The sequence below is a fragment of the Neorhizobium tomejilense genome, assembly GCF_964254135.1.
Classification (GTDB): domain Bacteria; phylum Pseudomonadota; class Alphaproteobacteria; order Rhizobiales; family Rhizobiaceae; genus Neorhizobium; species Neorhizobium tomejilense.
In genome coordinates this window covers 770,629-784,468 of record NZ_CAXUSO020000002.1, presented here as the reverse complement: position 1 = coordinate 784,468, position 13,840 = coordinate 770,629, and the positions used below count along the sequence as shown (strand labels likewise).

The following is a 13,840-nucleotide window of genomic DNA, read 5'->3' as shown; positions in this document are numbered from 1 at the left end:
CCTTCACCCCAGAATGATATGAATAGGCGGATATCCACGATCCCCGGGTGGACACGATGGCAGGCGCTTCACGTCACGACGCATGGCAGGCGGGCGACAGTTACGAAATCTACATGGGACGTTGGAGTAGGCAGATTGCGCCGCGCTTCATCGAGTGGCTTGAACCCGACGATGATCTTGATTGGCTGGAGGTCGGCTGTGGGACAGGCGCATTGAGCGCCCGCATCCTTTCCGATACCAATCCGAAATCCCTCATCGCCGTCGATCCGTCCGAAGGGTTTCTGGAGAAGGCTCGCTCGACTATCGCCGATCCGCGCGTGGAATTTCAGATCGGCAATGGCGAGGCCCTGTCAATTCCATCGGGCACCAGGGACATGATCGTCTCAGGCCTGGCTTTGAACTTCATACCAGACCGCGAAAAGGCGCTTCTGGAAATGCAGCGGACTGCGCGCACCAAAGCCACCATAGCCTTCTACGTCTGGGATTATCCAGGCGGTGGAGTGGAATTCATGCGCGCCTTCTGGACGGCTGCGACAGCACTTGACCCGAGCGCACGCGACCTTACCGAAGATCGACGCTTCCCCTTCTGCACACTTGAGGGACTAACCGATCTCGCTCACCGAGCCGGGCTTTCCCACGTGGAGGCGACGAAGATCGAAGCGCCCACACGCTTCCAAAATTTCGACGACTTCTGGCATCCATTCACGCTGGGTGCAGGCCCAGCGCCCGGTTACTGCGCCAACCTGAAGACGGCCGAAAGAGAAAAGCTGCGGGAAAAGCTCCAGGAAAGTCTGCCGATGGCAGAGGACGGGTCCATCCCGCTGAAGGTGAGAGCATGGGCGATCTGCGGCAGAAAGCTATAGGCTGCCTCCGGTGCAACTTGGGCGGTAACGCAAAAGGAAAGCGAGGAAGTCCCTGCCTAACCTATTGTTTTCTTTGTCTATGCCGTTCACTGGTATTCGGATTTCACCTCTGCTAAGTGATATCCATGCCACTCGAAGACAAAAAGAAAAGTCGTGTGACGCTTCTCGACGTAGCGCGGCGCGCCAATGTGTCCCGCGCCACCGCCTCGCTTGTCATCCGCAAGAGCCCGCTGGTCGGCACCGAGACGCGAGCGCGGGTCGAGGAGGCGATGCGCGAGCTCGGCTATGTCTACAACATGGGGGCCGCTCGGCTGAGGGCCGAGCGCAGCCACACCGTCGGCGTCATCGTCCCCAATCTGACGAACCCGTTCTTCGCCGAACTGCTCTCCGGCATCGAGGCCGGAATCGATTCGGCCGGCATGGTGGTGATCCTTGCCAATAGCGGCGATCTTGTCGAACGGCAGGACATGGTGATGCGGCGCATGCGCGAGCACGGCGTCGATGGCGTCATCGTCTGCCCGGCGGCCGGCACCGCGCCTGCATTCCTTCACCAGCTCGCCGAATGGGACCTGCCGCTGGTGCAGGTGCTCCGCCAGATCTCCGAAGAGGTCGACTATGCCGGGGCCGATTATGCGGCCGGCATGCGCCAGGCGGTTGATTATCTGGCCTCGCTCGGCCATCGGACGATCGCGTTCGCCGTCCAGGGGCCGATCCATTCCGCCTATCGCGAGCGCGTCGAAGGGTTTCGCGACGCCATGCAGTCGCGCGGGCTCGATCCGAGCATGATCGTGCGTGTGCCGAACCAGATCGGCGAAATCGCCGACGCGGCGCATCTCCTGTTCGACGAGCGCGAACAGCCGACGGCGGTGATTTGCTTCAACGACGTGATCGCACTCGGCCTTTCCGCCGGTCTCTACGACCGGGGCCTGAAGGTCGGCGAGAATTTTTCGCTGATCGGCTTTGACGACGTGACGGACGCGGAGGCGATGCGGCCGAGGCTTACCTCCGTTTCCACCGCACCGGTGACCATCGGCGCGAATGCCGCCAGACTTCTCCTCGACCGGCTGACCGATCCCGTTCGCCCGGCTCGGAGGGTCGTGAATGAAACGATTTTGCATATCCGCCAGTCCTGCGGGCCGATCGCCATTTCGCCTGACAACAATCCGCCAGCTTCCGGTTGACGTGCGGACCAAAAGCTTTTAGATCGATCTAAATTGAAAGGCGCCACAGAGGAGTGGGGTTCTTTCGACATCATTGGGGAGGTCCCAAGTTGTACAATTTCAATTTCGAGCCCGTATTTGCGGGTTTCGACCAGCTTTTGCTCGGCGCCTGGCTGACGATCCAGCTTTCGGTGGCGGCGATGATCATCGGCCTGATCGTCTCGATCGCCTGTGCCGCGGGCAAGACGTCTGGTATTGCGCCGCTGCGCTGGGTCATCGATGCCTATATCGAGATCATCCGCAACACGCCGTTCCTGGTACAGATCTTCTTCATCTTCTTCGGCCTGCCGTCGCTCGGGATTTTTCTGACCCCGAACAGTGCGGCGCTCGTGGCGCTGGTCGTCAATTTCGGCGCCTACGGCACGGAAATCATCCGCGCCGGCATCGAGTCGATCCAGAAGGGGCAGATCGAAGCCGGCACGGCGCTCGGCCTCTCGAAGCTGCAGATCTTCCGCTACATCATCATGAAGCCGGCGCTGCGCACCGTCTATCCGTCGCTGACCAGCCAGTTCATCTACCTGATGCTGACCTCCAGCGTCGTCTCGGCGATTTCGGCCGACGACCTTGCCGCCGCCGGCAACAATCTGCAGTCACAGACCTTCGCGAGCTTCGAAGTCTACATCGTCATCACGATCATGTATCTCGTCATGTCGGTCGGGTTCTCGACGATCTTCTCGATGATCGAGAAGGCCGCCTTCAAATATCCGTTGAGCCGATAGGAGCCTGGCCATGCCATTGATCAGACCCTTCGGCATCAACGAGTTCTGGATCATCGTGCTTGCCGCGCAATGGACGATCGCACTGTCGGCGATTGCCTTCGCGGGCGGGGGTATCGGCGGCCTGCTAATCGCGCTTCTGCGCGTCTCCGATGCGAAATTGCCGCGGCTGATCGCCACCGGCTTCATCCGCGTCTTCCAGGGAACACCGCTCTTGATGCAGCTTTTCCTGGTGTTCTTTGGCATGAACATCCTCGGTTTCGCCATCAATCCTTGGCTTGCAGCAACCGTCGCGCTCACTCTGCATGCCAGCGCCTTCCTCGGCGAAATCTGGCGCGGCTGCATCGAGGCGGTGCCGCCCGGCCAGCGGGAAGCCGCGACTGCGCTCGGCCTGCGCTACTACAACCGGATGCGCTACATCGTCCTGCCGCAGGCCTTAAAGATCGCGGTGGCGCCGACGGTCGGCTTCCTGGTGCAACTGATCAAGGGCACCTCGCTTGCGGCGATCATCGGATTTACCGAGCTCACCCGCCAAGGCCAGATCATCAACAATGCGACATTCAGCCCGTTCATGGTGTTCGGCACGGTGGCCGCGGTCTATTTCGTCCTCTGCTGGCCGCTTTCGGTGCTGGCACGACGCATGGAACTCAGATTCTCCCGCGCAACGGCACGTTGACGGGACCCGAGCCGGAGGGAGGAAAGCCGGCACAACAGAAAAGGGTAGGAAAATGAACATTTCTAGACGCATGGTTATGGCCGTCATCGGCGCAGGCCTGATGATGGGCGCAGGCGCCTCCACCGCATCGGCGCAGACCGTCGAAAGCATCAAGTCCGCAGGCACCGTCAAGATCGGCATGCTGGTCGACTTTCCGCCCTTCGGCATCATGAACACCTCGAACGAGCCGGACGGTTATGACGCCGACGTGGCAAAGCTGCTCGCCAAGGAATTCGGTGTGAAGGTGCAGATCGTTCCGGTCACCGGCCCGAACCGCATTCCCTATCTGCAGAGCAACCAGGTCGATCTGCTTGTCGCCTCGCTCGGCGTCACCGAGGAACGCGCCAAGAGCGTCGACTTCTCGCAGCCCTATGCCGGCATCTCGATCGGCGTGTTCGGCGCCAAGGCGACCGAGGTCTCCAAGCCGGAAGACCTGTCAGGCAAGACGATCGGTGTCGCCCGCGCCTCGACGCAGGATACCGGCGTCACCAAGATCGCGCCGAAGGATGCCAAGATCCAGCGTTTCGATGACGATGCCAGCGCCGTGCAGGCCCTGCTGTCCGGCCAGGTTCAGCTGATCGGCGTCTCGAATGTCGTTGCCGCCCAGATCGAAAAGGCAGCTCCCGGCCGTTTCACCCAGAAGCTGCAGCTCAGCCAGCAGGTTCAGGGCATCGCTGTCCGCAAGGGCTCGACCGAGCTGCTGACGGCGGTCAACGCCTTCATCGCCAAGGTCAAGGCCAATGGCGAACTCGGCAAGATCCATGAAAAGTGGCTCGGCGCTCCGCTGCCGGACTTCGTCGCCAACGCCAAGTAAGACCAGAACTACGCCCGAACCAAGCATCGAAAGGGAGTTCCTCGCAATGACTGAGGGTAATGCAAACGCATCGGCACCAGACGTGCGCGGAGCTTCCGACCTGGCTGTGCGCATGGAAGGCGTCAACAAGTGGTACGGCGGCTTTCACGCGCTGAAGGACGTCGAATTGTCGGTCAACCGGGGAGAGCGGATCGTCATCTGCGGTCCTTCCGGCTCCGGCAAGTCGACGCTGATCCGCTGCATCAACCAGTTGGAGACGATCCAGAAGGGCAAAATCGTCGTCGATGGCCATGACCTGACCGCCGGGGCTAAGAATGTCGATATCGTCCGCCAGGAGACCGGCATGGTCTTCCAGCAGTTCAACCTCTTCCCGCATATGACGGTTCTGGAGAACTGCACGCTGGCACCGATGAAGGTGCGCGGCATTTCCAAGATCGAGGCGGAGAAGATCGCCCGCAAATACCTGGAGCGGGTGCGCATTCCCGAGCAGGCGGAAAAATATCCCGCCCAGCTTTCCGGCGGCCAGCAGCAGCGCGTGGCGATCGCCCGGGCGCTCTGCATGAACCCGAAGATCATGCTGTTCGACGAGCCGACCTCGGCGCTCGATCCGGAAATGGTCAAGGAAGTCCTCGACACCATGATTGACCTTGCCAAAGAGGGGATGACCATGCTCTGCGTCACCCACGAAATGGGCTTCGCCCGCCAGGTCGCCGACCGGGTGATCTTCATGGACCGCGGCGAAATCCTCGAAACCGCCGCTCCGGGAGAATTCTTCGGCAATCCCAAGAACGAGCGCCTGAAGATCTTCCTCGGACAGATCTCCTGAGACTGCTGTCAACTATTGAAATTTAAGGAGTTCCGGACGTGAAACCCGATATCCTGCTTGTGGAACCGATGATGCAGTTCATCGAAGACCGGCTCAACGCCGCCTATACAGTGCATCGGCTGTATGACCCGGCGCAGAAGGCAACGCTGGAAGCAGCATTGCCGAACATCCGCGCCGTCGCGACCGGCGGCAGTACTGGCCTTTCCAACGAATGGATCGAGAAGCTGCCGTTGCTCGGCGTCATCGCCATCAACGGCGTCGGCACCGACAAGGTCGACCTCAAATTCACCCGCAGCCGCAATATCGACGTCACCACCACGCCCGGCGTCTTGACCGATGACGTCGCCGACATGGGCATCGCGCTGATGCTCGGCGTGCTGCGCCACATCGCCAAGGGCGACACATTCGTGCGTGCCGGCAAATGGGGCAAGGAAAACTTCCCGCTCGGCAACAGCCCGAAGGGCAAGCGTGTCGGCATCCTCGGTCTCGGCCAGATCGGCAAGGCCTTCGGCCGCCGCGCCGAAGCCTTCGGCATGGACGTGCGCTTCTGGAACCGCTCGCCGGTCAATGACACGACGTGGAAGTCCTGTGCCTCACCGGTGGCCTTGGCGCAAGACAGCGACGTGCTGTGCGTCATCGTCGCGGCGAATGCGCAGACGAAGGACATCGTCAATGCCGAGGTTCTGAAGGCGCTGGGACCGAAAGGTATCCTGATCAATATCGCCCGCGGCAGCGTTGTCGATGAGAACGCGCTGCTGGCCGCCCTCAATGACGGCACGATCGGTGCAGCCGGTCTCGACGTCTATCTCGACGAACCGCGCATCCGCGAGGATTTCTTCACCGCGCCGAACACGGTGCTGATGCCGCACCAGGGCAGCGCCACGGTCGAGACCCGCGTCGCCATGGGCGAGCTGGTGCTTGCCAACATCGCCGCGCATTTCGCCGGCGAGAAGCCGCCGACCACCGTCAATTGAGCAATTCCAGGAAAAGTGTGAAGCGGATTTCCGTTCGGAATTGCGCAGCGCAAAAGTGAGCCGGAGAAACGAGATGATCATCCGTCAGGCCTTTTTCGAAGGCATGATTCATGCCGGTCGGGAAGAGGCGTTCAAGACCTATGTGGCCGAGAAGCTGATGCCGATGTGGCTCGCTTTTCCGGGCATCAAGGAAGTGCGCGTGCTCTACAATATCGAGCGTGACGAAGGCGCACCGTCCTACCCGATGGTGCTGTCGACCATGTACGAAAGCCGCGAGGCGCTGGCTGCGGCGCTCGAATCGCCGGTGCGTTACCAAAGCCGGGACATGACCAAGGGGCTATTGGACATGTTCGACGGCCACATCCATCACCACGTCTTCGATCTGGCGCTGTCCTGAGTTCATCAGCCGCCGGCGGTCTTGGTACTTGAGCCGGGCGCGCGATAAGCGGGCGTGTTCGGTTCGAACAGTTCGATCAGGTTTCCGGACGGATCCTCCAGTAAAATCTGCTTGCCGCCCGTCCCCTGGATGATCTCGTTGCGGAAGCCGCAGCCGGCCAGTTTCAACCGCTCAACCATCCCATCCAGATCGTCGACGGTGAGATGAATGCGGTTCCAGCCGCCGGGTGCCTGCTGCTCTCCAGTCGGCATTGGCGCACCGCCGCCACCCCGCGGGTTCGGCTGGGACAGATAGAGATGCATGTCGCCACGCGAAATTTCCGCAAAAGGCGGGGCAGGGTGCATCTCGAGCTTGAAGCCGAGGTGTGTGGTGTAGAAATCGATCGCCGCCTTTACATCGTTGACGATATATCTGAAGCATGCGGACATGGTCTGAGCCCTCCCGACGTCAGGTTGATATCCGGAACACGGAGCCTAACATTCCCGCAACAGAGGGCAAGCGTCATCCGTCTTCCTCCGCGAAAGCTGCCGTACGTCTGCGATCAACGCACCGCAACCGCGTAGAGGCGTGGGGAAATCCCGAAACTGCGGGTGAAGATGCGGGTCATGTGGCTCTGGTCGGCAAAACCGCTAGCCAGCGCCGCCTCCGCAAGTCCCGTCCCGCCTGCGATCAGTTTTCGCGCCAGCTGGATGCGCCGCTGGATCAGGTAGGCATGCGGAGTGAACCCGGTCGCCTTGTCGAAAGCGCGCAAGAGCTGGAATTGGCTGACGCCGGCGAGGCCTGCCAGGTCGGCAAGGCTGACCGCTCTGGCCGGATCGTCATCGATCCGCTCGCGCGCTGCTCGGATCCCTCGCGGTATCGGTTTCGGCTCCGGCACCTCCCGCATCACCTCGGCCAACAGCGTCAGCAGCAATTCCTGGCCGCGGAGTTCGGCGCCGGCTTGCTCGGCGGTCATCGCCGTGAAGAGCTGCCGCATCCTCGCGGCCTGCGGGGGTTGCCGCAGCACCGGATCGGCAAATTCGAACTCGCCAGGCCGGCCCTGGCGGATATCCGCGACCGCGCCGGCTATCACATCCGGATCGAAATAGAGCATCTGCCACAAACGGCCCTCGTCGCCGATCGGCGCGCCGTCATGTACTTCGCCGGGGTTGACGGTGATGACGTCGCCCGGTCCGGCTTCCACCGGACCGCGTCCGCTTGCGGACCTCTGGGCTCCGCTCTCGATCACGCCGATGCCGTACTGGTCATGAGTGTGACGGGCAAAATGGTGGTCGGAGCGGGCCACGACCGCCTGCACGCCGGCTATGCCGCATTGAAACATCCGAAATCCGTCTCGTCCCTTCGCGCGCATCGGCTCCTCGCGTTTGGGCCAGCATAACTCGGCTCGAGAAGATCACCAACCGGCAGCTTCCAGCTTCGTGCAGCTATAGGACAGTGCGCACCCGCCAGAGTTCGGGAAACAGTTCGACCTCCAGCATCTTCTTAAGATACGACGTTCCCGATGTGCCGCCGGTGCCACGCTTGAAGCCGATCACCCGTTCCACCGTGGTGACATGATTGAATCGCCAGCGGCGGAAATAGTCCTCGAAGTCGACCAGCTTTTCGGCGAGTTCGTAAAGCTCCCAATAGGTGCCGGGCGCGCTATAGACCTGTTTCCAGGCCCCCAGCACCTGCTCGTTCTCGGTGCGTTTTGTGCGCCAGTCGGTTCTTGTCGCGTCTTCGCCGATATCGAACCCGCGCCGGGAAAGCAGCATCAGCGCCTCGTCGTAAAGGCTCGGGCGGGCGAGGATGCCCTCCAGCTTCTCGATGATATCGGGCCGATGCGCATGCGGCCCGAGCATCGCCACGTTGCGGTTGCCGGCAAGGAACTCGATCGCCCGATACTGATAGGACTGGAAACCGGAAGACTGGCCGAGCGAGGCGCGGAATTCCGTATATTCGCTGGGCGTCATGGTGCGCAGCACGTCCCAGGCATTGTTGAGCTGTTCGAAGATGCGGGCGACGCGGGTGAGCATCTTGAAGGCCGGCTGCGGATCGTCGTTGCGGATGGCTTCGATCGCCGAGGTGATCTCGTGGATCGCAAGCTTCATCCACAATTCGGATGTCTGGTGCTGGATGATGAACAGCAGTTCGTCATGCGCCGCCGAGATCGGCTCTTGCGCGTCGAGCACCTTTTCGAGATGCAGGTAATCGGAATAGGACATCTTCTCGCGAAAAGACATTTCCGCACCGTCTTCGCCGGGATCGTAAGGTTTCGAGCTCATAATGTCCTGATATGTCTTTCGCGGTCTAGAATTCCACTTCCAACTCGACGATTTCGTCCGGTTCCGCAAGCGCCCCTTCGATCCATTCGAGCATCAGCGGCCAGGCGAGGACAGCGTCGGCGTAAGCTGCAAGCTTCGGTTCAAGCTCGACCGCGTAGGTGCGGAAACGGCTGCAGACCGGCGCATACATGGCATCCGCCACCGTTGGTTTCTTACCGAACAGCCACGGGCCGCCGCTCGCCTCCAGGCACTCGGTCCAGATCGTCTTGACCCGCTCGACATCCGGCCGGGCGCCCGAAAAGATCTTGAACCGCTCATGCCGCGCCTTGAGGTTCATCGGCAGGGCGGAACGGAGATTGTGGAAGCCCGAATGCATTTCACCCGAGACCGCACGACAGCGGGCGCGGTCGGCGATGTCGGCCGGCCAGAGACCGGCATCCGGCGTGATTTCGTTCAGGTATTCGGCAATCGCCAGCGTATCCCAGACGATGACGTCGTCGTGAGTCAGCCGCGGCACCAGCACGGAGGGCGACAGGAGCAGCAGTTCCTGGCGCGCATCGTCGTTCATCTCGACCAGCACTTCCTCGAAATCGAGGCCTGCCATGCGGCAGAGAAGCCATCCGCGAAGCGACCACGAGGAATAGTTTTTCGACGAAATCGTCAGTGTCGCTTGTGCCATCGCTCAAAACTCCTGCCGGACAACCGTGCGTCCGATGACAATCTTCTCGCATCGCGAGACATATTGCACTAGCATTTTTGCACTGCCGCATTTTAGCGGCGCGGGGGTCCGTTCATGCTCTATCAGGCCTATCAATTTCATGATGACCTCCTCGCCCCGATGCGGGATATGGCCCGACGCCTGCAACTGATGTCCTCGGCCCTGTTCTTCGGGACGGCAGGCGAAATGGGCCGGCATGCTGCCGCAGCACTCGAACTGATGTCGCGCTTCAAGATCACCCACGAGCGGCCGGAGTTCGAGATCACCTCGGTCACGATCGGCAATCGCGACGTGCCGATCGCCGTGGAAACAGCGCTCGACCTGCCCTTCGGCCGCCTCCTGCATTTCGTCGCCGACATCGATACGCCCCGCCCGCGGGTGCTGGTGGTCGCGCCGCTGTCGGGCCATTTCGCGACTCTGCTGCGCGGCACGGTCCAGACCTTGCTGAAGGACCATGACGTCTATGTCACCGACTGGGCCAATGCGCGGGACGTCTCCACATCCGCCGGCCGTTTCGGCATGGACGATTATGTCGATTACATCATCCGTTTCCTGGAAGAGATTGGTCCGCGCGGGCATATCCTCGCCGTCTGCCAGCCCTGTGTCCAGGCGCTGGTTGCCGTCGCGGTGATGTCGGAGGCGAAAAACCCGGCGACCCCGCGCACCATGACGCTGATGGCCGGACCGGTCGATACCCGCGAGAGCCCGACCAAGGTCAACGAACTTGCGGTCTCGAAGCCGCTGGCGTGGTTCAAGAGCGAGTTGATCACCGGGGTTCCGATGGGGTTTCCGGGCAGCGGACGGCGCGTCTATCCCGGTTTCCTTCAGCTCGTCGCCTTCATGAGCATGAACATGGAGCGCCATGTGGAGGCGCATCGCAAGCTCTACGGGCACCTCGCCAAGGGCGAGACGGCTGAGGCGAACAAGATCAAGCATTTCTACGACGAATATTTCGCGGTGCTCGACATGACCGAGGAATTCTACATCGAGACCATCGACCGGGTGTTCCAGAGGGCGGAGCTGGCGAGCGGCACCTACACCCATCATGGCCGCAAGGTGGATCCGAGCCATATCCACGCCACGGCGCTTCTGACCGTCGAGGGCGGACGCGACGATATCTGCGGGCTCGGCCAGACTTCGGCCGCGCACGACCTCTGTCGCTCGCTGCGGCCGCATCTGCGCCGCCACCATCTGCAGGCCAATGTCGGGCATTATGGGGTCTTCAGCGGACGCCGATGGGAGAAGGAAATCTACCCTGTCGTGCGCAACCTGATCCTCGCAATGGAATGACGCTGAAGGCGCCAAGTCTCATGCCTTGACTTGCATACGATCCTCTATTTGCTGTATGCAATGAATGGGTAGGAGAAAAGAGATGAGCAGCAGGGATCCAGTTTTCGGCTGGTGGGACGCTCCACCGTTTATCGGCGAGCTGATCCAGTCCTTGTCCGGCCGCGGCCGGGCCTTGTTCGGCCTGTCATCGCCGCCCGTGCAGAACCGCGATCTCACCGGCCTTGCCGAGATGATCCTGTCGCGCCGCGGCGAAGTCTCCGGCGCCATTCTGGCCGAAGCCTTCCTCGAAGCCTACCGCCAGGCAAGTGCCGCGGACCGCGACGTATTCATGCACGCGCTTCTGGATCGTTTCGGCCCCGACCGCACGGCCCTCGATGCGGCGGCCGCAGCCTATAACACCGAGCCGAGCGCAGAGAACATTGCCAGGCTGCACGAGGCGGCCGAACCGCGCCGGCAGGAGCTTTTCCGCCGCATCAATTTCGCCAAGCGCGGCACGGCGATGCTGGTCGAGATGCGCGAACATCTGATGGACATGCTGTCCAAGGAACCGGCACTGCAGCCGGTCGACCTCGATTTCTGCCATCTCTTCTCCTCATGGTTCAACCGGGGCTTCCTGATGTTGCGATCGATCGACTGGACCACGCCCGCCAATATCCTCGAGGCGCTGATCCGCTATGAAGCCGTGCACGATATTGACGGCTGGGACGATCTGCGCCGGCGATTGGCGCCGGCCGACCGCCGTTGCTTCGGCTTCTTCCACCCGCAACTGGAAGACGAGCCGCTGATCTTCGTCGAGGTGGCGCTGACCGACCATCTGCCGGCTTCGGTCGATGCGCTTCTCGCCCGCGACCGCCAGCCTCTGGAAGTGCAGCAGGCGACGACGGCCGTCTTCTATTCGATTTCCAACTGCCAGCGCGGCCTTGCCGGCATTTCGCTCGGCAATTTCCTCATCAAGCAGGTGGTGAACGATCTGAAACGCGACCTTCCGCGGCTCGAAAATTTCGTCACCCTATCCCCCATCCCGGGCTTCGGTGCCTGGCTGCGCGGCGAAAGCCGCGTAATCGACAGCGAAGAAATCGCCCAAGAAAAGCAGCGGCTTATCGCCAGACTTGAAGGTGATTGGGCCGCGGTCGGCGAGCACGAACTAGACCAGATCCAGCGCGCCATGCTGCCGCTCGGGGCGCACTACCTGTTGAACGTCCGGCGCGGCAATGGGCGGCCGGTGGATCCGGTGGCGCGGTTCCATCTCGGCAACGGCGCGCAGGCCGAGCGGCTCAATTTTCTCGGCGACCGATCGCCGAAGGGCATGCGCCAGTCCTACGGCCTGATGGTCAACTATCGCTACCGGCTCGGCGAAATCGAGAAGAACCATGAGGCTTATGCCGAAAACGGCCATATCGCAGCGACGCCGGCGCTGCGCAAACTGGCCCAACCGGTTTCCCAGGAGGTGTTTTGATGGCTGGTAATCTCTACGACGCGCTGCTCGGCGGGCTCGACCGGGAGGACCGGCTGCTCCTGACGGACGAGACGGTCGGCGCCATGAGCTACCGCGCCTTCGCCGATCACTGCGCGCGGCTTGCCAGAGCCCTTCTCGAAGCCGGCCTGCAGCCGGGCGACCGGGTCGCCGTCCAGGCGGAAAAGTCGGTCGCGGCACTGGCGCTGTATCTGGCGACGGTCAGGGCAGGGGGCATCTACCTGCCGCTCAACATCGCCTATACGCCGGTGGAAATCGAATATTTCCTCACCGACGCCGAGCCCTCGATCTTCGTCTGCGATCCCTCGAAATTCGAGGCGCTGCAGCCGATCGCCAACGCGGCCGGCGCGAAGATCCTGACGCTCGACCTAGCAGGCAAGGGGACGCTGACCGATGCCGCCGCCATCGCCACGCCGATAACCGAAACCTCAGAGCGAGGCGGGGCGGATATCGCCGCGATCCTCTATACGTCCGGCACGACGGGGCGCTCCAAGGGCGCCATGCTCAGCCATGACAATCTCCTGTCAAACGCCACGTCGCTGGTCGAAAGCTGGTGCTTCACGGACAAGGACGTGCTGATCCACGCGCTGCCGATCTTCCACACGCACGGGCTTTTCGTCGCCACCAACGTCGTGCTCGCCTCGCGCGCCTCGATGATTTTCCACGCGAAATTCGATCCGAACAAGATCATGGAGGCATTGCCGAAGGCGACCGTGCTGATGGGCGTGCCGACCTTCTATACCCGCCTGCTGCAGCATTCGGGGCTCGACAGGGACAGCACCGCCCATATGCGCCTCTTCGTTTCCGGATCGGCGCCGCTTCTGGCCGAAACCCACGCGGAATGGCAGGCGCGCACCGGTCACGCCATCCTCGAGCGTTACGGCATGACCGAGACCAACATGAACACCTCGAACCCCTATGACGGTCGGCGTGTCGCCGGCACGGTCGGTTTCCCGCTGCCGGGCGTCGAGGTGCGGATTACTGACCCCGAAACGGGCACTTCCCTCGGTACGGAAGAGATCGGCATGATCGAGGTGCGCGGCCCGAACGTGTTTTCGGGCTACTGGCGTATGCCGGAAAAGACCGCCGCGGAATTCCGCAAGGACGGCTTCTTCATCACCGGCGACCTCGGCAAGGTGGATGCGGACGGTTATCTGCATATCGTCGGGCGCGGCAAGGACCTCATCATCACCGGTGGCTATAATGTATACCCGAAAGAGGTGGAGATGGAGATCGACGCCATGCCGGGCGTTATCGAAAGCGCCGTCTTCGGTGTCAGCCATCCGGACTTCGGTGAGGGCATCATCGCCGCGGTCGTCCTGAAATCAGGTGCCCAATTGACCGAACAGGAGGTCATCAGGGCGCTCGACGGCCGTCTGGCGGGCTATAAACGCCCGAAAAAAGTGGCGTTCATGGCCGAACTGCCGCGAAACACGATGGGCAAGGTTCAGAAGAATATACTTCGCGATCGGTTTTCCGGAATTTTCGAGCCTGCAGTGGCTGCAAAATAGGCAGCAACGATTTTAGGACTTGACGGCTGATGTATACGCGTGGACTATGAATTGCATA

15 protein-coding genes are annotated in these 13,840 nt (G+C 61.7%); 11 read left to right on the top strand and 4 right to left on the bottom strand.

Features of this window, described 5'->3' with window-relative positions; translation table 11 throughout:
• The first annotated feature begins 56 nt into the window (after positions 1–56).
• The 8 genes from ACSQ3G_RS26420 (at position 57) to ACSQ3G_RS26385 (ending at position 6,525) form a co-directional block, all read left to right on the top strand.
• Positions 57–863, top strand: coding sequence for a class I SAM-dependent methyltransferase (locus ACSQ3G_RS26420; RefSeq protein WP_436112350.1), 807 nt, complete (start codon positions 57–59; stop codon positions 861–863).
• A 125-nt stretch (positions 864–988) separates the two neighbouring features.
• Positions 989–2,044 carry a LacI family DNA-binding transcriptional regulator gene (locus tag ACSQ3G_RS26415; protein ID WP_436112349.1) on the top strand — a complete coding sequence of 352 codons (1,056 nt, stop codon included), beginning with the start codon at positions 989–991 and terminating at the stop codon, positions 2,042–2,044.
• Between the two features lie 89 nt (positions 2,045–2,133).
• Positions 2,134–2,802, top strand: a complete 669-nt coding sequence (locus tag ACSQ3G_RS26410) for an amino acid ABC transporter permease (RefSeq protein ID WP_041363762.1) — start codon at positions 2,134–2,136, stop codon at positions 2,800–2,802.
• 16 nt (positions 2,803–2,818) lie between these two features.
• Complete coding sequence (locus tag ACSQ3G_RS26405; protein ID WP_105404968.1) at positions 2,819–3,475, top strand: amino acid ABC transporter permease; 657 nt, start codon at positions 2,819–2,821, stop codon at positions 3,473–3,475.
• Positions 3,476–3,527: 52 nt separating this feature from the next.
• A complete protein-coding gene (locus tag ACSQ3G_RS26400; RefSeq protein WP_436112348.1) occupies positions 3,528–4,328 on the top strand; it encodes a transporter substrate-binding domain-containing protein in 801 nt (266 codons plus the stop codon).
• A gap of 46 nt (positions 4,329–4,374) precedes the next feature.
• Complete coding sequence (locus ACSQ3G_RS26395) at positions 4,375–5,154, top strand: amino acid ABC transporter ATP-binding protein (RefSeq protein WP_436112347.1); 780 nt, start codon at positions 4,375–4,377, stop codon at positions 5,152–5,154.
• 68 nt (positions 5,155–5,222) lie between these two features.
• Complete coding sequence (locus ACSQ3G_RS26390; RefSeq protein ID WP_436113195.1) at positions 5,223–6,128, top strand: 2-hydroxyacid dehydrogenase; 906 nt, start codon at positions 5,223–5,225, stop codon at positions 6,126–6,128.
• A gap of 73 nt (positions 6,129–6,201) precedes the next feature.
• Positions 6,202–6,525: a hypothetical protein gene (locus tag ACSQ3G_RS26385; protein ID WP_436112346.1), complete on the top strand. Its 324-nt coding sequence runs from the start codon at positions 6,202–6,204 to the stop codon at positions 6,523–6,525.
• A 5-nt stretch (positions 6,526–6,530) separates the two neighbouring features.
• On the opposite strand, the gene ACSQ3G_RS26380 is transcribed toward ACSQ3G_RS26385, so the two are convergent.
• From ACSQ3G_RS26380 to ACSQ3G_RS26365, 4 genes are all read right to left on the bottom strand, one after another.
• Entirely contained in the window at positions 6,531–6,953 is a 423-nt protein-coding gene (locus tag ACSQ3G_RS26380) for a VOC family protein (protein WP_436112345.1), read from the bottom strand.
• Between the two features lie 113 nt (positions 6,954–7,066).
• Entirely contained in the window at positions 7,067–7,846 is a 780-nt protein-coding gene (locus ACSQ3G_RS26375; RefSeq protein ID WP_436112344.1) for an AraC family transcriptional regulator, read from the bottom strand.
• Positions 7,847–7,949: 103 nt separating this feature from the next.
• Entirely contained in the window at positions 7,950–8,789 is an 840-nt protein-coding gene (kynA, locus tag ACSQ3G_RS26370; protein WP_436112343.1) for a tryptophan 2,3-dioxygenase, read from the bottom strand.
• A gap of 25 nt (positions 8,790–8,814) precedes the next feature.
• Positions 8,815–9,468 carry a glutathione S-transferase gene (locus ACSQ3G_RS26365; protein WP_436112342.1) on the bottom strand — a complete coding sequence of 218 codons (654 nt, stop codon included), beginning with the start codon at positions 9,466–9,468 and terminating at the stop codon, positions 8,815–8,817.
• Positions 9,469–9,582: 114 nt separating this feature from the next.
• On the opposite strand from ACSQ3G_RS26365, the gene ACSQ3G_RS26360 reads away from it, so the two are divergent.
• The 3 genes from ACSQ3G_RS26360 to ACSQ3G_RS26350 all read left to right on the top strand — a co-directional run bounded on the left by ACSQ3G_RS26360 (position 9,583) and on the right by ACSQ3G_RS26350 (position 13,782).
• On the top strand, positions 9,583–10,797 hold the full coding sequence (locus tag ACSQ3G_RS26360) for a polyhydroxyalkanoate depolymerase (protein ID WP_436112341.1): 1,215 nt from the start codon (positions 9,583–9,585) through the stop codon (positions 10,795–10,797).
• An 82-nt stretch (positions 10,798–10,879) separates the two neighbouring features.
• Positions 10,880–12,253 (top strand): malonyl-CoA decarboxylase, encoded by a 1,374-nt coding sequence (locus tag ACSQ3G_RS26355; protein WP_436112340.1) that lies wholly within the window; start codon positions 10,880–10,882, stop codon positions 12,251–12,253.
• A complete protein-coding gene (locus tag ACSQ3G_RS26350) occupies positions 12,253–13,782 on the top strand; it encodes a malonate--CoA ligase (protein WP_436112339.1) in 1,530 nt (509 codons plus the stop codon). Before ACSQ3G_RS26355 ends, ACSQ3G_RS26350 begins: the two co-directional genes overlap by 1 nt.
• The last annotated feature ends 58 nt before the right edge of the window (positions 13,783–13,840 follow it).

What these genes read in the sequence shown, in the direction of transcription:
- ACSQ3G_RS26420 (WP_436112350.1), top strand. Translation starts at nt 57, where the DNA reads ATGGCAGGCGCTTCACGTCACGACGCATGGCAGGCGGGCGACAGTTAC.
- ACSQ3G_RS26415 (WP_436112349.1), top strand. Translation starts at nt 989, where the DNA reads ATGCCACTCGAAGACAAAAAGAAAAGTCGTGTGACGCTTCTCGACGTA.
- ACSQ3G_RS26400 (WP_436112348.1), top strand. Translation starts at nt 3,528, where the DNA reads ATGAACATTTCTAGACGCATGGTTATGGCCGTCATCGGCGCAGGCCTG.
- ACSQ3G_RS26395 (WP_436112347.1), top strand. Translation starts at nt 4,375, where the DNA reads ATGACTGAGGGTAATGCAAACGCATCGGCACCAGACGTGCGCGGAGCT.
- ACSQ3G_RS26390 (WP_436113195.1), top strand. Translation starts at nt 5,223, where the DNA reads ATGATGCAGTTCATCGAAGACCGGCTCAACGCCGCCTATACAGTGCAT.
- ACSQ3G_RS26385 (WP_436112346.1), top strand. Translation starts at nt 6,202, where the DNA reads ATGATCATCCGTCAGGCCTTTTTCGAAGGCATGATTCATGCCGGTCGG.
- ACSQ3G_RS26380 (WP_436112345.1), bottom strand. Translation starts at nt 6,953, where the DNA reads ATGTCCGCATGCTTCAGATATATCGTCAACGATGTAAAGGCGGCGATC.
- ACSQ3G_RS26375 (WP_436112344.1), bottom strand. Translation starts at nt 7,846, where the DNA reads ATGTTTCAATGCGGCATAGCCGGCGTGCAGGCGGTCGTGGCCCGCTCC.
- kynA (WP_436112343.1), bottom strand. Translation starts at nt 8,789, where the DNA reads ATGAGCTCGAAACCTTACGATCCCGGCGAAGACGGTGCGGAAATGTCT.
- ACSQ3G_RS26365 (WP_436112342.1), bottom strand. Translation starts at nt 9,468, where the DNA reads ATGGCACAAGCGACACTGACGATTTCGTCGAAAAACTATTCCTCGTGG.
- ACSQ3G_RS26360 (WP_436112341.1), top strand. Translation starts at nt 9,583, where the DNA reads ATGCTCTATCAGGCCTATCAATTTCATGATGACCTCCTCGCCCCGATG.
- ACSQ3G_RS26355 (WP_436112340.1), top strand. Translation starts at nt 10,880, where the DNA reads ATGAGCAGCAGGGATCCAGTTTTCGGCTGGTGGGACGCTCCACCGTTT.
- ACSQ3G_RS26350 (WP_436112339.1), top strand. Translation starts at nt 12,253, where the DNA reads ATGGCTGGTAATCTCTACGACGCGCTGCTCGGCGGGCTCGACCGGGAG.